Origin of the sequence: Kitasatospora sp. MAA19, assembly GCF_029894125.1 — a bacterium.
Taxonomy (GTDB): domain Bacteria; phylum Actinomycetota; class Actinomycetes; order Streptomycetales; family Streptomycetaceae; genus Kitasatospora.
In genome coordinates this window covers 590,992-609,262 of record NZ_JARXYZ010000001.1, presented here as the reverse complement: position 1 = coordinate 609,262, position 18,271 = coordinate 590,992, and the positions used below count along the sequence as shown (strand labels likewise).

The following is an 18,271-nucleotide window of genomic DNA, read 5'->3' as shown; positions in this document are numbered from 1 at the left end:
GGCTCCCGCCACCTGGCACACCGTCACTCCAGACCCGACAATGATCCGGTGGAGATGACCCGGGAAGAGTTCGAGACGCTGGTCAGTGACGCCCTCGACCAGATTCCCCCGCAGCTCGCGGCCATGATGGACAACGTCGCCGTCTTCGTCGAGGACGAGCCCGACCCCGCCGACCCGGAACTCCTCGGCCTCTACGAGGGCACCCCGCTCACCGAACGCGGCGAGTGGTACGCGGGCGTCCTGCCCGACCGGATCCTCATCTACCGCGGCCCCACCCTCCGGCACTGCGAGACCCACGACCAGGTCGTCGAGGAGGTCCGCACCACGGTCATCCACGAGGTCGCCCACCACTTCGGCTTCGACGACCACGAACTCGACGAACTCGGCTGGTCCTGACCCCCTGCCCGGGCCGCCCCCACCCACCCGGCCGAAACCCGTTTTGGCGATCCGCCCGGCATCCCATATGCTTCTCGACGTCCCCGAACGCTGGAAACAGCGGGACAGGCCGCAAGCCCTCATCGTCTAGTGGCCCAGGACGCCGCCCTTTCAAGGCGGTAGCACGGGTTCGAATCCCGTTGGGGGCACGCAGTACCGTAGTAAAAGCAGTGCCGCAAGACCTTAGTGGGCAACCACTACAAGGTCCCGTGGAGCAGTTGGTTAGCTCGCCACCCTGTCAAGGTGGAGGTCGCGGGTTCAAGTCCCGTCGGGATCGCTCGTCTCGCAAGAGACGGTGCAGTACGGCCAGGTAGCTCAGTTGGTACGAGCGTCCGCCTGAAAAGCGGAAGGTCGCCGGTTCGACCCCGGCCCTGGCCACAGCAGAGGAAAGGCCCCGGAGAGTTCGCTCTTCGGGGCCTTTCGCATGCCACGCGCCGCCCGGCGGGCTACGCCCGCTGTACCTGCTGGTCGATGCCGGGCAGAAGACCGTCACCCTGTTCAGCCGACCCGACGGCACGAAGTACCACCGCCGCGAGGACATCGAGTTCGGTGAGACTCCGCACATCCCCGGTCCCTTCGACTTCGACCTGACCACGAGCGACCTGCTGCCGTACCGAACTACACCGGCTCGCGCACCGCCCGACGCCGATCGGCCCCGACGCCGCCGGGTGATCCGGGCCCGGGCGTTCCGTGGCCGGTGAGGCGGGTGGTGAGCCAGTCGGCGGTGGCGGGGAGCCAGTCGGGGAGGGCCGTGCCCAGCAGGTGGTTGCCGTGCGGGACGAGCAGGAGTTCGGCGTCGGGGGCCTGCTCGACCAGGGCGGTGGCGGAGGTGACGCCGGGGATGCGGTCCTCGCCGCCCTCGACCACGAGGAGCGGGGTGGTGATCGCGGGGGCGAGGGCGGTCAGGTCCACCCGGCGGACGAAGGCGCGGGCGGCGTCGAGGCCGCCACAGCGCTGGGCGAGGGTCGCGGTGACGAACGGGACGAGGGCGTCCCAGTCCAGCCGGTACGGGCCGCTGACCAGGGCGGCGGCCCGGATGCGGGGCTCGTGGGCGGCGGCCGTGGCGGCGTAGTAGCCGCCCAGGCTGAGGCCGATCACCGCCGTCCGGGCCAGGTCCAGGCGACTCCCGGCGCCCAAGGCGTCGAGGGCGTCGAGGGCGTCGAGGGCGCGGCCGACGACACGGTGGTAGTCCGGTTCCGGCGCGCTGGTGGTGGCCAGCACGCCCTGCCCGGGGCCGTCGATCGCGAGGACGGCGAGGCCGCGGGCCAGCAGTGCCTCCGCGACCGCGTGGAACTCCTCCTTGCCGGAGTCCATCCCCGGCACGACCACCACCACCGGGAAACGGCCCCCGGCGGCCGTCGCCGGGCGGCGCAGCCAGCCCGCGAAGCCCTCGCCCTCGACGCGTTCCGCGTCCGGGTCGAGGAGGGCCAGCGCACGTCGCATCGCCCCGTCGGCCTCGGCGGCGGTGCGGGCGGCGGCGGCCCGGTCGGGGTGCGGGAGCAGCCCGGCGGCGTGGAACCAGCGGGCGGCCGCCCGGTGGCTGCTGCCGGCCGTGACGGTACGGCCCTCGGCCGCGGCGCGGTCGGCGGCCTCGGTGTAGCGGTGGCCGGCGGCGCGGCAGGCGGCCGGCCAGTCGCGCAGGGAGGTCAGCGGGGCGGTCACCCGGGTGTACTCGTACGGGTCGAGGCCGGCGCCGTGGGCACGCGGGCGGTTCTCCTCGACGAAGGCGGCCAGGAGGCCGGGGGCGTCGAGGAAGCTCAGGTCGGGGGTGTCGGACATCGGGGGGTTCCCTTCTTCGGTCCTCAGGGCCGGTCCGGCCCTCGTCGGTCAGGCGACGGTCAGCACGGCCTTGCCGCGGATCCGGCGCTCGCGCAGGTCGGTGAGGACGGCGGCGGTCTCGCTCCAGGGCGCGACCCGGCCGAGCTCCGGGGTGAGCCTGCCCTCCCCCGCCAGGCGCACCAGGGTGGCCAGGTCCTCGCCGTCCGGCACGTCGGAGTCGGCGTAGTGGAAGTGCCGCAGGGTGGCGGACTCCGGGCCGGCGAAGAAGTCGAAGAAGTCGAGGGTGACGGGCGTCCGGGAGGCCTGGCCGAACCAGATCAGGGTGCCGCGCCGGGCCAGCCGGGCGAGCGCCAGCGGCAGGGCGGCGCCGCCGGTGGACTCCAGCACCAGGTCGTACGGGCCGCGCGCCGCGCCGACCTCGTGGACCACCTCGGCCGCGCCCAGCTCGGCCAGCCGGCGGCCGCGCTCCGGCGAGGCGGTGACCGCGGTCAGCTCGGCGCCGGCGGCGGCGGCCAGTTCGGTGACGTAGTGCCCGACGCCGCCGGAGGCCCCGGTCAGCAGCACCCGGCGCCCGGCCAGCGCGCCCGCGGTACGGAGCAGGCGCAGCGCGGTGAGGCCCGCGAGCGGGAGGGCGGCGGCGCGGACGGCGTCCAGGGTGTCGGGCAGTTCGGCGAGCGAGGAGGTCGGCACGGCCACGTACTCGGCCCAGCCGCCGGCCGGCGGGTGGCCGACCACCCGCCGGCAGACGGCCGGCCCCGAGCCGTCGGCGGCGGCCTGGACGACCAGCCCGGCGACGTCCTTGCCCGGCCGCCAGCCGGGGCGGGGTGCCTCCAGCTGGAAGGTCTCGCCCCGGTTCACCGAGAACGCCTCGACCTTCACCAGGGCCTCCCCCGGCCCCGGCCGCGGCTGCCCGACCTCGGCGAACCCGACCGGCGCAGCCGCCGACCCCGTCCCCACCAGCGCCCTCATCCCGCTCAGCCTCCCTCGACACCGCCCCGGCCCCTCCGGCCCCGGCACACCCCCACCCCACCGCGCGGCCCCGCCCCCGGTCCAACAACCCCGCCGCGGCAACGACAACCATCGGTTGTGGAGCCGAGACCCGCCGCCGCCGGCGACGGTCCCGAGACAGGCCCTAGGGTGGCCGGCCATGGATCTTGATCTCGCGCAGGTGCGGGCGTTCGTGGTGGCCGTGGAGGAGTTGCACTTCGGCCGGGCGGCGGGGCGGTTGGGGATCACCCAGCAGGCGGTGTCGAAGCGGGTGTCCCGGTTGGAGGGGTCGCTCGGGGTACGGCTGCTGGAGCGGGACGCGCGGGGGGTGGGGCTGACCGGGGCGGGGCGGCGGTTCCTGGGGCCGGCTCGGCGGGTGCTGGAGCAGGGGGACCGGGCGGTGGCGGCGGTGGGGTGTGCCGAGCGGCCGCTGCGGATCGACGTCTGGGGGCATCTGTACGCGCCGATGCGGACGGTCGCGCAGGCGGTCGGCGGGGTGCCGGGCCTGGAGGTGGAGCCGGTGCCGGGCCGGGACCTGCCGTCGGTCGCGGCGGCGCTGCTGCGCGGGGAGTCGGATGCCGGGTTCGGCCGGGTGCACGCGCTGCCGGACGGCGGTGACGCCGGGTTGAGGCACCGGCTGGTGCGGCTGGAGCCGGTGGACGCACTGCTGAGCACCGACCACCCGCTGGCCGACCGGGACGTGCTGAGTCCGGCGGAGCTGCGGGGCAGCGTGCTGCGCTACCCGGCGGCCGTGGACCGGCTGGACTTCCTGACCCGCTTCGCGGCCCGGTTCGAGGTCACCGAGCGGGTCGGTTCGACCAACCTGGGCTTGGAGCACTTCGTCGAGCAGGTCCGCACCGATCCGTCCTGCTTCTCGCTCGTACCCGCCGACTGCCCGCTGCCGGAGGTCCATTCCGGCCCGGGCCGCCCGGGGGTGCGGACGGTGCCGCTGGCCGACCCGACGCCGCTCTACGCGTGGTCCCTGCTCTGGTGCGAGGACGGGGGCGCCGCCGATCCCCACCCCCGGCTGGAGCCGCTGCTGCGGGCGTTCGCCGCGGAGGCCCGCGGCAGCCGGTGGCTGGAGTACGACCCGGCCCGCGACTGGCTGCCGGACGCCGACCAGGCCGCGCTCAACCCGTGAGCCGTCCGCTCAGCGCGTGAGGCCGTGGCCGAGCCGGGGTGTCCCGCCGCATCGGCGCGCCGCCGGCCAGGTCGTGGCCGCCGGGCGCCTCGACGTGCTCGTCGCCGTCCCGGGCGACGACGGCCGCCAGGCCGGACACCTCGCCCCGTGCGACGTGACCGGACAGCACCGTGTGCATCCGGACCGGCCGCTCCTTCGACAACCCCGCCGCGCCGCTCATCCGTCACCGCCCTAGAACCCGAGCATCGATCCCGACCCGCCGTTCGCGCTCGGCCGTCGGCGACTGTGACACTGGAGGAGCTCGAAAACCGAGGTGCGCACCGCCGCACCTCCTTGCGAACCTAGAGGGATGCCCGCAGTGAGTTCTCCCGCAGTCCAGTCCGCCCCCGCACCCGCCGAGGGTCCCGGCATCGGTGAGCTGGCCGCCCGCCTGCCCGAGCTGACCCTGCGCGACCAGGTGCGGATCGGGCGCCGGCTGGAGGGGGCCCGTCGGGTCCGCAAGCCCGAGGCCCGGCAGAAGGTCGCCGCCGAGATCGCGGCCGACATCGACCGCGCCGAGCTGCTGGTCGAGCAGCGCCGCGGCGCCGTCCCGACCATCACCTATCCCGCCGAGCTGCCGGTCAGTCAGAAGAAGGACGAGATCCTGGCGGCCATCCGGGACCACCAGGTGGTGATCGTCGCGGGCGAGACCGGCTCCGGCAAGACCACCCAGATCCCGAAGATCTGTCTGGAGCTGGGCCGCGGCGTGCGCGGCCTGGTCGGCCACACCCAGCCGCGCCGGATCGCCGCCCGCACGGTCGCCGAGCGGGTCGCGGAGGAGCTGAACAGCCCGCTGGGCGAGGCCGTCGGCTGGAAGGTCCGGTTCACCGACCAGGTCGGCCAGGACACCCTGGTCAAGCTGATGACGGACGGCATCCTGCTCGCGGAGATCCAGACCGACCGCGAGCTGCGCCAGTACGACACCCTGATCATCGACGAGGCGCACGAGCGCAGTCTGAACATCGACTTCATCCTCGGCTACGTCAAACAGCTGCTGCCCCGCCGCCCCGACCTCAAGGTCGTGATCACCTCCGCGACCATCGACCCGGAGCGCTTCTCCCGGCACTTCGGCGACGCCCCGATCATCGAGGTCTCCGGCCGCACCTACCCGGTGGAGGTCCGGTACCGCCCGGTACTGGACGAGGACGACGCCGACGAGGCGACGGACGTCGACCGCGACCGGGACCAGATCCAGGCGATCTGCGACGCGGCCAAGGAGCTGCAGGCCGAGGGCCCGGGCGACATCCTGGTCTTCCTCTCCGGCGAGCGCGAGATCCGCGACACCGCCGACGCCCTGGACCGGCTGAAGCTGAAGTCCACCGAGGTCCTGCCGCTGTACGCCCGGCTGAGCTCGGCCGAGCAGCACCGGGTGTTCCAGCGCTCCGGCAGCCGCCGGATCGTCCTCGCCACCAACGTCGCCGAGACCAGCCTCACCGTCCCCGGCATCAAGTACGTGATCGACCCGGGCACCGCCCGGATCTCCCGCTACAGCCACCGCACCAAGGTGCAGCGGCTGCCGATCGAGGCGATCAGCCAGGCCAGCGCCAACCAGCGCAAGGGCCGCTGCGGCCGCACCTCGGACGGCATCTGCATCCGGCTGTACTCGGAGGAGGACTTCCTCGCCCGCCCCGAGTTCACCGACGCCGAGATCCTGCGCACCAACCTGGCCTCGGTGATCCTGCAGATGACGGCGGCCGGCCTCGGCGACATCGCCGCCTTCCCGTTCCTGGACCCGCCGGACTCGCGCAACATCAAGGACGGCGTGCACCTGCTGCACGAACTGGGTGCGCTGAACCCGGACGAGAAGGACCCGCGCAAGCGCCTCACCCCGCTCGGCCGCCAACTGGCCCAGCTCCCGGTGGACCCGCGGATGGCACGGATGGTGCTGGAGGCCGACCGGAACGGCTGCGTGCGCGACGTGATGGTGATCGCCGCCGCGCTCTCCATCCAGGACCCGCGCGAGCGCCCCGCCGAGAAGCGCCAGGCCGCCGACGAGCGGCACCGCCGGTTCACCTCGGAGAGCTCCGACTTCCTCGCCTACCTGGCGATGTGGCGCTACGTCCGGGAGCAGCAGAAGGAGCTCTCCTCCTCGGCCTTCCGCCGGATGTGCAAGGCGGAGTTCCTGAACTACCTGCGGATACGGGAGTGGCAGGACGTCTACACCCAGCTGCGCACGGTCGCCAAGCAGTTGGGCGTCACCATCGAGGAGCCGCGCGAGGACGCCGAGCCGGACGCCGACCGGATCCACCAGTCGCTGCTGGCCGGCCTGCTCTCCCACATCGGCCTGTTCGACGTGGAGAAGCGCGAGTACGGCGGCGCGCGCGGGGCCCGGTTCGCGGTCTTCCCGGGCTCCGGCCTGTTCAAGAAGCCGCCGCGCTGGGTGATGTCGGCCGAGCTGGTCGAGACGTCCCGGCTGTGGGCGCGGATCAACGCGAAGATCGAGCCGGAGTGGGTGGAGCCGCTGGCCGGCCACCTGATCAAGCGCGGCTACAGCGAGCCGCACTGGGAGAAGAAGGCCGGCGCCGTCCTCGCGTACGAGCGGGTGACCCTCTACGGGATGCCGATCGTCGCCCAGCGCAAGGTCAACTACGGCCGGATCGACCCGGAGCTCTGCCGCGAGCTGTTCATCCGCAACGCGCTGGTCGAGGGCGACTGGGAGACCCACCACCGGTTCTTCGCCGAGAACCGCAAGCTGCTCGGCGAGGTCGAGGAGCTGGAGAACCGGGCCCGCCGCCGGGACATCCTGGTCGACGACCAGACCCTGTTCGACTTCTACGACAGCCGGCTGCCGGAGGAGATCGTCTCCACCCGGCACTTCGACTCCTGGTGGAAGCAGGCCCGGCACGAGCAGCCGGACCTGCTCAACTTCGAGAAGTCGATGCTGATCAACGACTCGGCGGACGGCGTCACCGAGGCGGACTACCCGGACCACTGGCAGCAGGGCAAGCTCCGCTTCCGGCTGACCTACCAGTTCGAACCGGGCAGCGACGCGGACGGCGTCACCGTCCACATCCCGCTGCCGGTGCTCAACCAGGTCACCGCGGAGGGCTTCGACTGGCAGATCCCGGGCCTGCGCGAGGAGCTGGTCACCGCCTACATCAAGTCGCTGCCCAAGGCGATCCGGCGCAACTTCGTCCCGGCCCCGGACTTCGCCAAGGCCGCACTGCGCCAGGTGAAGGACCGCCAGGAACCGCTGCTGCCGACCCTGGAACACACCCTCAAGCGGCTGACGGCGATCACCGTCCCGCCGGAGGCCTGGGACGACGAGCGGGTGCCGGACCACCTCAAGGTGACCTTCCGGGTGGTGGACGGCAAGAAGAAGCTCGCCGAGTCCAAGGACCTGGAGGAACTGCGGCTGCGGCTCAAGCCGAAGCTCAAGGAGACGCTGTCCTCGGCGGCCTCCGGCCAGGGCATCGAGCAGGGCGGGCTGACCGCCTGGCCGAGCGGCCTGCCCGTGCTCCAGCGCACCTTCGAGCAGCGCTCCCGCGGCCACTCGCTGCGCGCCTACCCGGCCCTGGTGGACGAGCGGGAGGCCGTCGGCGTCAAGCTGTTCGACACCCCGCAGGCGCAGACGCAGGCGATGTGGGAGGGCACCCGGCGGCTGCTGATGCTGGCCACCACCTCCCCGGCCAAGTCGATCCAGGGCCGACTGGGCAACCAGGCGAAACTGGCGCTGTCGTACAACCCGCACGGCTCGATCAACGCCCTGTTCGAGGACGTGGTGGCCTGCGCGACGGACCGGCTGATGACCCTGGCCGGCGGCCCGGCCTGGGACGAGGCGGCCTTCGGCAAGCTCCACGACAAGGTGCGGGCGGACCTGTACGACCTGTCCGCGGACACCACACTGAAGACGGCCACCGCGCTGATCGCCTTCCACAAGGCCTCGACCCGGCTGAAGTCGGTGAGCAGCCCGGTGCTGCTGAACGCGGTGAACGACATCCGGCTGCACCTGGCCTCGCTGGTGCACCCGGGCTTCGTCACGGACACCGGCTGGCAGCGGCTGCCGGACCTCAAGCGCTACCTGCTGGCGGTGGACCGCCGGCTGGAGGCGTTGCCCAACCACCCGCAGCGGGACGCCCAGCAGCTGCTGAAGGTCCAACAGGTGCAGCAGGAGTACGGGGAGCTGCTGGCGGCGGTGCCGGCCGGGCGGCAGCCGTCCGCGGAGGTGCGGGCGATCCGCTGGATGATCGAGGAGCTGCGGGTCAGTTTCTTCGCCCAGTCACTGGGCACGCCGAGCCCGGTCTCGGAGAAGCGGATCACCAAGGCGATGGAGGCGGCCAGGGCCACGCTCTGAGCTGGGCGCGGCCTCCTCGGGGGCCCTCAGGTGCCAGTTCGACCTGGGGGCCCACCATGGGCTACGATCTGTCTTGTTCGCAGCGCGGCAAGCGAGTGAACGAGATCAGAAAATTCTGGTCCCGTGGAGCAGTTGGTTAGCTCGCCACCCTGTCAAGGTGGAGGTCGCGGGTTCAAGTCCCGTCGGGATCGCCGCAGTGCGAGAGGCCCGGAACCGTCAGGTTCCGGGCCTCTCGCTTTTGACCGTCCGGCTTCTATCCCGGACTAGGTCTAGACCACAAGTGACAGGCGGTGTGACGGTCGTCACTTGTCTTTTCCTGAGAACCCCCCTGCACCACCCTCACCAGGACCTCACTAATTTAATATGTAAAATTGTACAGCTATTAACTGTAAATCCCCCCCGCCACCTGCGCATCAAATCGTTATCCGGAGTTCAACATTCCGTACGTTCCCCCGGGTGCCGGCGGGCATGGCAAAGGGGCCGCTTACCGGACCCGGCGGAGTCCGGTAAGCGGCCCCTTTAAAGAGCCTTTGGCCCATCAGGCCTCAGTGCGCTGAGCGGGAATCCCGGCCAGCAGAGCGCGCACCTCCGCCTCGCGGTAACGGCGGTGACCGCCGAGCGTGCGAATGGACGTCAGCTTGCCCGCCTTGGCCCAGCGGGTAACCGTCTTCGGGTCCACGCGGAACATGGTGGCAACCTCTGCCGGCGTCAGCAGGGGCTCAGCATCAGGGGTACGAGCGGTCATGAGCGGCCTCCTCGGGAGAACCGAACCAGGGCGGTTCTATCCTTCAAATTCTGCACCTTGGCCCGCGATGCCCGAAATGGCATAGACGGGCCGAGTCGGTTATAGGACGAACGGCTTGTCCTGGTGTCTACAACTACACCATCCGTCCAGCCCTATCGACCAAACCGCCAAAATTGACCCCTCACGGGTTCAAGACCGACGGATGGCAATGGACCACCCCATAACGGGCAGTCACGCGGCCGTGACGCCCGGTTACGAAGGGACCAGACCCTCCATTTCCCCACAAAGCGCGCATCGACTCCAGAACCACCCAAAAGTGGGCACGCTCACGTGAAGTTGGGCTGGTTGTCCCATTTTTGCACATAGGGGTAAGTTCGCGTCAACGGTGAGTAGTGTCACGTTCGACAGCTATTGACCCGAACCGGGACCTTGGTCATCCCGCTCGGGCCGTAGGACTCTTCCAGTCATACACGGGCCGTCGGACATCAGTTCGCGTACCTCAGCGCCAGCACCCGCCGCCACCGCACCGTCAGTTCCCCGTACACGCGCAGCGCCTCCGCGGTGTCCCCCGCCCGCAGCGCGCGCAGCCCCTCCTCCAGCTCCCCCGCCGAACGGTCCGCCAACAACCGCTCCGGCCCCAGCAGATGCACCAGCCCCCCGTAGTCCAGCTCCACCAGCGAGCGCGGATGGAACTCCTCCAGCCACCGCCCGATCCGCTCCGCCCCCCGGACCAGTTCCCCGTCCGGCACCTCCTCACGCAGCGCCCGGAAGGCCCGCGCCACCCGGCGCCGCGCCTGCGCCATCGGCACCAGGTAGAACAGCGCCGCCGCCCGCCCCGGCTTGCCCGGCTCCCCCGCCGGCACGAAGCAGCGGTCCTCGTCCCCGAACGGCAGGAACCAGCGCACCGGCACCTCCCACCGGCTGGTCAGGATCCACGGCCGGGCGTCCGGGTGCCCGGCCCGCCAGCGCTCCCGGTCCGCCTCGGCGGCCGCCCGGGCCACCGGCGGCACCGCGGTGTCCAGCAGCGCCACCGGCGCCGCCGCCCGCAACTCCTCCAGCGCCTGCCAGCTGCGCAGCCTGGTCGCCCACGGGCAGACGTACAGCACGCCGTCGAGCACCCGTACGTAGGCCCGCTCGCTCTCCCGCTCGGGCAGCGCCCGGGGCGTCCGGGCGGCCAGCTCCGCCAGTGCCTCCCGCTGCTCCTCCAGGACGGCCGACGCCACCGGCTGCGCCGCCTCGACGGCGTCCGGCCCGTGCTCCGCCGCGTAGGCCTGCCAGCGCGCCCGCTCCGGCTCCGGGTAGGCGGCCAGCGGCTCGTAGACCCGCAGGTGGGCGGCGTAGGGCGGCAGTACCGAGGTGCGTACGACGGTCACGTCCTGCATCGTCGCACGCGCCGCCCGACCCGGGGAGGGCGCGCCCCCGAACCGTTCGCGCCCGCACCGCGCACCCCCTCCGTCTCACTCCCCGGACGGCCGGTACGAGCTCGGACAAGAGGGCGGACCGGCGGCGGTCCCACGGCTACGCTTCGCCTTAGGCGCCCGCACCACAGCAGGCGGGCCTTCGATACTGGAGTCACCACAGTGACCGACGTACAGACATCCGCCACGCACCCCGCACCCGGAGTGCTCAGCAGGATCTTCCGTACCGAGCAGGACGGCGCCCCCGGCGACGGCCACGAGCAGGTCGTCCTCTGCCACGACCGCAGCTCCGGACTCAAGGCGATCATCGCCATCCACTCCACCGCGCTGGGCCCGGCCCTCGGCGGCACCCGCTTCTTCCCGTACGCCTCCGAGGAGGCGGCCCTGGAGGACGCGCTCAACCTGTCCCGCGGCATGTCCTACAAGAACGCGCTGGCCGGGCTCGACCTCGGCGGCGGCAAGGCCGTCATCATCGGCGACCCGAACAAGGACAAGAACGAGGCCATGCTCCGGGCCTACGGGCGCTTCGTGGAGTCCCTGCGCGGCCGCTACATCACCGCCTGCGACGTGGGCACCTACGTGCAGGACATGGACGTCATCGCGCGCGAGACCGAGTTCGTGACCGGCCGCTCGCCCGAGCACGGCGGCGCCGGCGACTCCTCCATCCTGACGGCCTTCGGCGTCTTCCAGGGCATGCGCGCCACCGCCCAGGCCCGCTGGGGCCAGCCGACCCTGCGCGGCAAGCGGGTCGGCGTCGCGGGCGTCGGCAAGGTCGGCCACTACCTGGTCGGCCACCTCGTCGCGGACGGCGCCAGCGTCGTCATCACCGACGTCTCCGAGGCCGCCGTCAACCGCGTCCGCGCGGCCCACCCGGAGGTGGAGGTCGTCGCCGACACCGCCGCCCTGCTCCAGGCCCGGCTGGACGTCTACGCCCCCTGCGCCCTGGGCGGCGCGCTGACCGACGCCACGGTGGCCGCGCTCGGCGAGCTCGGCACCGCGATCGTCTGCGGCGCGGCCAACAACCAGCTGGCCCACCCGGGCGTCGAGAAGGACCTCGCCGACCGCGGCATCCTCTACGCGCCGGACTACCTGGTGAACTCCGGCGGCGTGATCCAGGTCGCCGACGAGATCGAGGGCTTCAACTTCGAGCGGGCCAAGAACAAGGCCACCAGGATCTTCGACACCACCCTGGAGATCTTCACCCGGGCCGCCTCCGACGGCGTCCCGCCGGCGGTCGCCGCCGACCGCCTGGCCGAGAAGCGGATGCGCGAGATCAGCGCGCTGCGCACGGTCCTGCTGCCGGGTGCCCGCCGCGCCTGATCCGGCGCCCCGCGGAGCCCCGATGCGCGGGGGACGGGTGAACCCCTCCGTCCCCCGCGCATCACGATGTGGAACCGGATTCTCACTTCTGCGCCCGATCGGGTGATCCGAGGTCCCCCTTGGGGGGATAATCGGTCCTGGAACGACGGACCTCAGACACCTCCGGACAGCGCGCAAACTGCCGCAAAACCTCCCCTGACCTGGGAAGACCTGGTCTCGGGTGCAGTCGGTGCGCGCCACGTCACACCGACGACGTACCGTCCAGCGGCGGAAACAGGTACCGTTAATGCTCCAAGGGACGGTCCTCCCATTCGGGCAGGCCGGTCCTGATCATGAACACGTGTCAGACTCGGGGCCGTGAGCCCCATCGTTGAGGGGGTCGACCCATGGGGCGCGGCCGGGCCAAGGCCAAGCAGACGAAGGTCGCCCGCGAGCTGAAGTACAACAGCGGCGGGTTTGACGCTAACCGTCTGTCCAACGAGCTGGGCGTATCGCCGTCCACCGCTTCGATCGACCCCGAGCCGATCGAGGAGGAGGAGGACGACGACCCGTACGCGGAGTACGCCGCCCGCTACGCCGACCTCGACGACGAGGACGACACCGAGCCGGGCACCGGGCCGTCGCAGGCCTCCCGCCGCTCGTAGTCAGCAGTTCTGCCGGCCGGTCCGGGCGCCCAGGGCGCCGGGCCGGTCTTCGGCGTTCCCGCGGACCGGTGCCGCCCGCGGACGGTGGAACGACGAAGAGGGCCCCTCCGGTGCGCCGGAGGGGCCCTCTCGTCCGTGTCGGGCCGGACTCAGCCCGCCGTGAAGCCCTCGTAGGCGTTGTAGAGCGCCGCGCCGCCCTCGTGCCCGTCGGTGCGCTCGACGATGTCGCCGAGCAGCCAGGACTCGACGCCGCGGTCCTCCAGGATCGCCAGCACGACGTCCACCGAGGACGGCGGGACGACCGCGACCATGCCGACGCCCATGTTGAGCGTCTTCTCGATCTCCAGGGTGGCCACCTTGCCGACCTCGGCGACGGTCTGGAAGACCGGCAGCGGGGTCCAGGTGCCGCGGTCCAGGCGGGCGTGCAGGCCGTCCGGGACGACCCGGGCCAGGTTGGCCGCCAGGCCGCCGCCGGTGACGTGCGAGAAGGCGTGGATCTCGGTGGCGCGGGTGAGCGCCAGGCAGTCCAGCGAGTAGATCCGGGTCGGCTCCAGCAGCTCCTCGCCGAGGGTGCGGCCGAACTCCTCGACCTTGCGGTCCAGCTTCCAGCCGGCCTCGTTCAGCAGCACGTGGCGGACCAGCGAGTAGCCGTTGGAGTGCAGGCCGGAGGCGGCCATCGCGATCACCACGTCGCCGGCCCGCACGCGGTCCGCACCGAGCAGCGCGTCGGCCTCGACCACGCCGGTGCCGGCGCCCGCGACGTCGTACTCGTCCGGGCCGAGCAGGCCCGGGTGCTCGGCGGTCTCGCCGCCGACCAGGGCGCAGCCGGCCAGGGCGCAGCCCTCGGCGATGCCCTTGACGATCGCGGCGACCCGCTCCGGCACGACCTTGCCGACGCAGATGTAGTCGGTCATGAACAGCGGCTCGGCGCCGCACACCACCAGGTCGTCGACGACCATGCCGACCAGGTCGTGGCCGATGGTGTCGTGCTTGTCCATGGCGGCCGCGATGGCCACCTTGGTCCCCACGCCGTCGGTGGCCGAGGCCAGCAGCGGCCGCTCGTAACGCTTGAAGGCGGACGCGTCGAAGAGGCCGGCGAAGCCGCCGAGACCGCCGACCACCTCGGGGCGGTTGGCCTTCTTCACCCACTGCTTCATGAGCTCGACGGCGCGGTCGCCCGCCTCGATGTCGACGCCGGCGGCGGCGTAGGTGGCGCCGTTCTGGTTGCTGCTGGTCACTGCGGCCCTTTCGGGTCTGTGGTGGGGGTCGGAACAGCGGTGGGGTCCCGGTTCGCGGGACCCCACCGTGGGTTCTTTACGGGCGGCGCAGCGCGTCGGCCGCGCCCGCCCCGCCGAGCAGCGACTGGACGCCGTCCAGGTCGCTGCCGCTGGTCGGCTTGCCGCGCACGGCCGGCGGCTGCTGGCCGCCCTTGATCTCGGCCTCCAGCAGGAGCTTGCCGAGCAGCGCCGGGTCCGGCAGCTCCATCGGGTACTCGCCGTCGAAGCAGGCCCGGCAGAGCCGGTCCTTGGGCTGCTTGGTGGCCTCGATCATGCCGTCGATCGAGATGTACGAGAGGGAGTCCGCGCCGAGCGTGCGGCCGATCTCCTCGATGGTCATGCCGTTGGCGATCAGCTCCGCGCGGGTGGCGAAGTCGATGCCGAAGAAGCACGGCCACTTGACCGGCGGCGAGGAGATCCGGATGTGGACCTCGGCGGCGCCCGCCTCGCGGAGCATCTTGACCAGGGCGCGCTGGGTGTTGCCGCGGACGATCGAGTCGTCGACCACGACCAGCCGCTTGCCCTGGATGACCTCGCGCAGCGGGTTGAGCTTGAGCCGGATGCCGAGTTGACGGATGGTCTGGCTGGGCTGGATGAAGGTGCGGCCCACGTAGGCGTTCTTCACCAGGCCGGAGCCGTACGGGATCCCGCTGGCCTCGGCGTAGCCGATCGCGGCGGGCGTGCCGGACTCCGGCGTCGCTATCACCAGGTCGGCCTCGACGGGCGCCTCCTTCGCCAGGCGGCGGCCCATCTCCACCCGGGAGAGGTGCACGTTGCGCCCGGCGATGCTGGTGTCGGGGCGGGCCAGGTAGACGTACTCGAACACGCAGCCCTTGGGCTTCGCCTCGGCGAAGCGGGAACTGCGCATGCCGTTCTCGTCGATGGCGATCAGCTCGCCGGGCTCGACCTCGCGGATGAAGGAGGCGCCGCAGATGTCCAGCGCCGCCGTCTCGGAGGCGACCACCCAGCCGCGCTCCAGCCGACCGAGCACCAGCGGGCGGATGCCCTGCGGGTCGCGGGCGGCGTAGAGGGTGTGCTCGTCCATGAAGACGAGCGAGAAGGCGCCCTTGACCTTGGGCAGCACGACCTTGGCCGTCTCCTCGATGGAGAGGTCCGGGTGGCCGGCGAGCAGCGCCGTCACCAGGTCGGTGTCGTTGGTCGCGGCGGTGCGCCCGGAGCGGGAGACGTGCTCCTCACCGGGTAGTTCGGCGACCATGGCCGCCAGTTCGGCGGTGTTCACCAGGTTTCCGTTGTGCCCGAGGGCCAGCGAACCGTGCACGGTCGCGCGGAAGGTCGGCTGGGCGTTCTCCCAGACCGAGGAACCGGTGGTCGAGTAGCGGGCGTGTCCGACGGCGATATGCCCGTGCAACGACCCCAGCGAGGCCTCGTCGAAGACCTGGGAGACGAGCCCCATGTCCTTGAAGACGAGAATCTGGGAGCCGTTGCTCACTGCGATGCCCGCGGATTCCTGACCGCGGTGCTGCAGGGCGTAAAGGCCGAAGAACGTGAGCTTGGCGACCTCCTCGCCGGGAGCCCAGACACCGAAGACGCCGCAAGCGTCCTGGGGGCCTTTCTCACCGGGAAGAAGATCGTGGTTGAGTCTTCCGTCACCACGTGGCACGTCTTCGAGTCTAGGGCAGTGCGCACGGGCTTCCGGAACCCGGGCGGCCGGGATTGTCCGGCGATCGATCGGTAACGCGCGTAGACAAAACCCCTTACCAGGTGGGGATTTCGGGTGGGGGGAATTCCGGCCGGTGGCGGTTGGCCTTGCGGTTCGCGCCTGTTGGGGCGTTCCGTGTGCGGAGTGCCGGGGGCCGGGGAGATGACGAACGTGAGCCTGCTCACCCGGGATTCACCCCGGCTTCACGCGGCGGGCAGCAGCAGGCCCCAGGCGCCCGGATGCGCCGTCCAGGTGCGGGCGCGGACCGGCCCGACGGGGTGGCCGTCCGCCTCGTAGCCGAAGCCGCGCCCGACCACCGAGACGCTCGCCGCCCGGGCGCGCACCAGTGCGCCGGACGCGCGGACCACCACCTCCAGCACGCCCCCGCCGTCCGGCTCACCGCCCGGCAGCGTCACCTGGACCAGCCGCACCGGCCGGTGCACGTCCGCGAGCAGCCGGCCGTCGGCCTCGACCCGGATCCGGGGGTGGTGCTCGGCGGAGGGCCGGCCGTCCGCCGTGAGTGCGTTCGCCTGCTCGGCCGCAGCCAGTTTCGCCCATAGCGAACGCCAGCCACTCGTACGGCCGCCCGGCCGACGCGCCCCGGCGCCGGTGATCCGCACCCCGCCCAGCGCCACCCCGCCGCCGTCGTCCACCAGCAGGTCGAACTTGCGCGACGCGCCCGACAGCACCGCCCGCGCGGCCCGGACCGGCTCGCCCGGCACACCGAGCGCGCGGGCCGCCGCCAGCTCCTCCGAGCGGCCGACCGGAACCATGCCCACCGGATCCGCGCCCAGCTCACGCTGCCGGTACAGGGCTTGGAGCACTCGTTGCAGCGCGAGGTCGGAACCGATCACCACCGGGCGCCGCCGGCCCCGGTGCGAAAGCACCCGATCGAGTTCGGAAGGACTCTCCGGGTAGACCACCTTGACGTCCGCACCCCCGCAGAGCACGTCCTTCGCGATCCGCACCGACTCGCCGTCGGTCTGCCGGGCCGCCGGGTCGAGGAGCAGCAGGAGCGGCTCGGGGCCGCCGGTTGCGGGCGTGGACAGGGACGACACGACCGGTCCTTCCTCAGGTAATCTCTCGGTGCAAGAGCCCCTTGCGCTACTGCGCCAGGGGCTTCGTCTATCTCGGGGCAGACTGCGGCCTACGCAGGATGCCCCAACCGGAAGGGGTGTACGCCTGTGCCGGCACTCGTGCTCGTTGGCGCTCAGTGGGGGGACGAGGGCAAGGGGAAGGCCACCGACCTCCTCGGCGGTTCCGTCGACTACGTCGTCCGCTACCAGGGCGGCAACAACGCCGGTCACACGGTGGTCATCGGCGACCAGAAGTACGCCCTGCACCTGCTCCCTTCCGGCATCCTCAGCCCTAACGTGACGCCGGTGATCGGCAACGGCGTCGTCATCGACCCGGGCGTGCTGCTGTCCGAGCTGAGCGGTCTCAACGACCGTGGCATCGACACCTCCAAGCTGCTGATCTCGGGCAACGCCCACCTGATCACGCCGTACCACCGCACCCTGGACAAGGTCACCGAGCGCTTCCTCGGCAAGCGCCGGATCGGCACCACCGGCCGCGGCATCGGCCCGACCTACGCGGACAAGATCAACCGCGTCGGCATCCGGGTCCAGGACCTGTTCGACGAGTCGATCCTGCGCCAGAAGATCGAGGCGGCGCTGCACGACAAGAACCAGATCCTGGTCAAGCTGTACAACCGCCGCGCCATCCCGGCCGAGCTGGTCGTCGAGGAGTACCTCGGCTACGCGGAGAAGATCAAGCCCTTCCTCGCCGACACCACCCTCGTCCTGGACCAGGCGCTCAAGGCGAACAAGGTGGTCCTGCTGGAGGGCGGCCAGGGCACCCTGCTCGACGTCGACCACGGCACGTACCCCTTCGTGACCTCGTCGAACCCGACCTCGGGCGGCGCCTGCACCGGCGCCGGCATCGGCCCGACCAAGATCGACCGGGTCATCGGCATCCTCAAGGCCTACACCACCCGCGTCGGCTCCGGCCCGTTCCCGACCGAGCTGCTGGACGAGGACGGCGAGGCGCTGCGCCGCATCGGCGGCGAGCGCGGTGTCACCACCGGCCGCGACCGTCGCTGCGGCTGGTTCGACGCCGTCATCGCGCGCTACGCGACCCGGGTCAACGGCCTCACCGACTTCTTCCTCACCAAGCTCGACGTGCTCACCGGCTGGGAGCAGATCCCGGTCTGCGTCGCCTACGAGGTCGACGGCAAGCGCGTCGAGGAGCTCCCCTACAACCAGTCCGACTTCCACCACGCCAAGCCGATCTACGAGACGCTGCCGGGCTGGACCGAGGACATCAGCAAGGCGAAGACCTTCGCCGAGCTGCCGAAGAACGCGCAGGCGTACGTGAAGGCGCTGGAGGAGATGTCCGGCGCCCCGATCTCCGCCATCGGCGTCGGCCCGGGCCGCGACGAGACGATCCAGATCAACTCGTTCATCTGAGCGCCGTGACCTCCTGAGGGCCCTGCGGGATGCGTCCCGCAGGGCCCTTCGGCTTACGCCGGAC

The 18,271-nt window shown here is 71.7% G+C and carries 14 protein-coding genes and 4 tRNA genes; 10 read left to right on the top strand and 8 right to left on the bottom strand.

Annotated elements, in window-relative coordinates:
• Window positions 1-54: 54 nt before the first annotated feature.
• From P3T27_RS02755 to P3T27_RS02740, 4 genes are all read left to right on the top strand, one after another.
• Window positions 55-396, top strand: coding sequence for a metallopeptidase family protein (locus tag P3T27_RS02755; protein ID WP_280674049.1), 342 nt, complete (start codon window positions 55-57; stop codon window positions 394-396).
• A 115-nt stretch (window positions 397-511) separates the two neighbouring features.
• Window positions 512-584 (top strand) — tRNA-Glu (locus P3T27_RS02750).
• A 54-nt stretch (window positions 585-638) separates the two neighbouring features.
• Window positions 639-712: transfer RNA gene (locus tag P3T27_RS02745), tRNA-Asp, on the top strand.
• 27 nt (window positions 713-739) lie between these two features.
• A tRNA-Phe gene (locus tag P3T27_RS02740) sits at window positions 740-813 on the top strand.
• A 240-nt stretch (window positions 814-1,053) separates the two neighbouring features.
• Here the strand turns inward: P3T27_RS02740 and P3T27_RS02735 are convergent.
• Entirely contained in the window at window positions 1,054-2,214 is a 1,161-nt protein-coding gene (locus tag P3T27_RS02735) for an alpha/beta fold hydrolase (protein ID WP_280674048.1), read from the bottom strand.
• A gap of 48 nt (window positions 2,215-2,262) precedes the next feature.
• Window positions 2,263-3,183 carry a zinc-binding dehydrogenase gene (locus P3T27_RS02730; protein ID WP_280674047.1) on the bottom strand — a complete coding sequence of 307 codons (921 nt, stop codon included), beginning with the start codon at window positions 3,181-3,183 and terminating at the stop codon, window positions 2,263-2,265.
• A gap of 178 nt (window positions 3,184-3,361) precedes the next feature.
• On the opposite strand from P3T27_RS02730, the gene P3T27_RS02725 reads away from it, so the two are divergent.
• Complete coding sequence (locus tag P3T27_RS02725; protein ID WP_280674046.1) at window positions 3,362-4,342, top strand: LysR family transcriptional regulator; 981 nt, start codon at window positions 3,362-3,364, stop codon at window positions 4,340-4,342.
• Here the strand turns inward: P3T27_RS02725 and P3T27_RS02720 are convergent.
• Window positions 4,332-4,520: a hypothetical protein gene (locus P3T27_RS02720; protein ID WP_280674045.1), complete on the bottom strand. Its 189-nt coding sequence runs from the start codon at window positions 4,518-4,520 to the stop codon at window positions 4,332-4,334. The two genes, P3T27_RS02725 and P3T27_RS02720, sit on opposite strands and share 11 nt — an antisense overlap.
• Before the next feature lie 171 nt (window positions 4,521-4,691).
• On the opposite strand from P3T27_RS02720, the gene hrpA reads away from it, so the two are divergent.
• Window positions 4,692-8,675, top strand: coding sequence for an ATP-dependent RNA helicase HrpA (hrpA, locus tag P3T27_RS02715; RefSeq protein ID WP_280674044.1), 3,984 nt, complete (start codon window positions 4,692-4,694; stop codon window positions 8,673-8,675).
• Window positions 8,676-8,792: 117 nt separating this feature from the next.
• Window positions 8,793-8,866: transfer RNA gene (locus P3T27_RS02710), tRNA-Asp, on the top strand.
• A gap of 347 nt (window positions 8,867-9,213) precedes the next feature.
• Here P3T27_RS02710 and bldC read toward each other — a convergent pair.
• Both bldC and P3T27_RS02700 read right to left on the bottom strand, forming a co-directional pair.
• Window positions 9,214-9,420, bottom strand: a complete 207-nt coding sequence (gene bldC / locus P3T27_RS02705; protein ID WP_014137253.1) for a developmental transcriptional regulator BldC — start codon at window positions 9,418-9,420, stop codon at window positions 9,214-9,216.
• Window positions 9,421-9,905: 485 nt separating this feature from the next.
• Window positions 9,906-10,802 (bottom strand): hypothetical protein, encoded by an 897-nt coding sequence (locus tag P3T27_RS02700; protein WP_280674043.1) that lies wholly within the window; start codon window positions 10,800-10,802, stop codon window positions 9,906-9,908.
• Between the two features lie 198 nt (window positions 10,803-11,000).
• On the opposite strand from P3T27_RS02700, the gene P3T27_RS02695 reads away from it, so the two are divergent.
• Together P3T27_RS02695 and P3T27_RS02690 are read left to right on the top strand one after the other, a co-directional pair.
• Window positions 11,001-12,158, top strand: coding sequence for a Glu/Leu/Phe/Val dehydrogenase dimerization domain-containing protein (locus P3T27_RS02695; protein ID WP_280674042.1), 1,158 nt, complete (start codon window positions 11,001-11,003; stop codon window positions 12,156-12,158).
• 386 nt (window positions 12,159-12,544) lie between these two features.
• The gene (locus P3T27_RS02690) at window positions 12,545-12,802 is read left to right on the top strand and encodes a DUF3073 domain-containing protein (RefSeq protein ID WP_280674041.1); all 258 of its coding nucleotides are present in this window, start codon (window positions 12,545-12,547) and stop codon (window positions 12,800-12,802) included.
• Window positions 12,803-12,951: 149 nt separating this feature from the next.
• Here the strand turns inward: P3T27_RS02690 and purM are convergent, their stop codons facing one another.
• The 3 genes from purM to P3T27_RS02675 all read right to left on the bottom strand — a co-directional run bounded on the left by purM (window position 12,952) and on the right by P3T27_RS02675 (window position 16,797).
• Window positions 12,952-14,040, bottom strand: coding sequence for a phosphoribosylformylglycinamidine cyclo-ligase (purM, locus tag P3T27_RS02685; protein ID WP_280674040.1), 1,089 nt, complete (start codon window positions 14,038-14,040; stop codon window positions 12,952-12,954).
• A gap of 76 nt (window positions 14,041-14,116) precedes the next feature.
• Window positions 14,117-15,700, bottom strand: coding sequence for an amidophosphoribosyltransferase (gene purF / locus P3T27_RS02680; RefSeq protein ID WP_280674039.1), 1,584 nt, complete (start codon window positions 15,698-15,700; stop codon window positions 14,117-14,119).
• A gap of 242 nt (window positions 15,701-15,942) precedes the next feature.
• Window positions 15,943-16,797, bottom strand: a complete 855-nt coding sequence (locus P3T27_RS02675) for a diacylglycerol kinase family protein (RefSeq protein WP_280674038.1) — start codon at window positions 16,795-16,797, stop codon at window positions 15,943-15,945.
• Between the two features lie 126 nt (window positions 16,798-16,923).
• On the opposite strand from P3T27_RS02675, the gene P3T27_RS02670 reads away from it, so the two are divergent.
• Window positions 16,924-18,207, top strand: coding sequence for an adenylosuccinate synthase (locus P3T27_RS02670; protein WP_280674037.1), 1,284 nt, complete (start codon window positions 16,924-16,926; stop codon window positions 18,205-18,207).
• Window positions 18,208-18,271 lie beyond the last annotated feature (64 nt).

What these genes read in the sequence shown, in the direction of transcription:
- P3T27_RS02755 (WP_280674049.1), top strand. Translation starts at nt 55, where the DNA reads ATGACCCGGGAAGAGTTCGAGACGCTGGTCAGTGACGCCCTCGACCAG.
- P3T27_RS02735 (WP_280674048.1), bottom strand. Translation starts at nt 2,214, where the DNA reads ATGTCCGACACCCCCGACCTGAGCTTCCTCGACGCCCCCGGCCTCCTG.
- P3T27_RS02730 (WP_280674047.1), bottom strand. Translation starts at nt 3,183, where the DNA reads ATGAGGGCGCTGGTGGGGACGGGGTCGGCGGCTGCGCCGGTCGGGTTC.
- P3T27_RS02725 (WP_280674046.1), top strand. Translation starts at nt 3,362, where the DNA reads ATGGATCTTGATCTCGCGCAGGTGCGGGCGTTCGTGGTGGCCGTGGAG.
- P3T27_RS02720 (WP_280674045.1), bottom strand. Translation starts at nt 4,520, where the DNA reads ATGCACACGGTGCTGTCCGGTCACGTCGCACGGGGCGAGGTGTCCGGC.
- hrpA (WP_280674044.1), top strand. Translation starts at nt 4,692, where the DNA reads ATGCCCGCAGTGAGTTCTCCCGCAGTCCAGTCCGCCCCCGCACCCGCC.
- bldC (WP_014137253.1), bottom strand. Translation starts at nt 9,420, where the DNA reads ATGACCGCTCGTACCCCTGATGCTGAGCCCCTGCTGACGCCGGCAGAG.
- P3T27_RS02700 (WP_280674043.1), bottom strand. Translation starts at nt 10,802, where the DNA reads ATGCAGGACGTGACCGTCGTACGCACCTCGGTACTGCCGCCCTACGCC.
- P3T27_RS02690 (WP_280674041.1), top strand. Translation starts at nt 12,545, where the DNA reads ATGGGGCGCGGCCGGGCCAAGGCCAAGCAGACGAAGGTCGCCCGCGAG.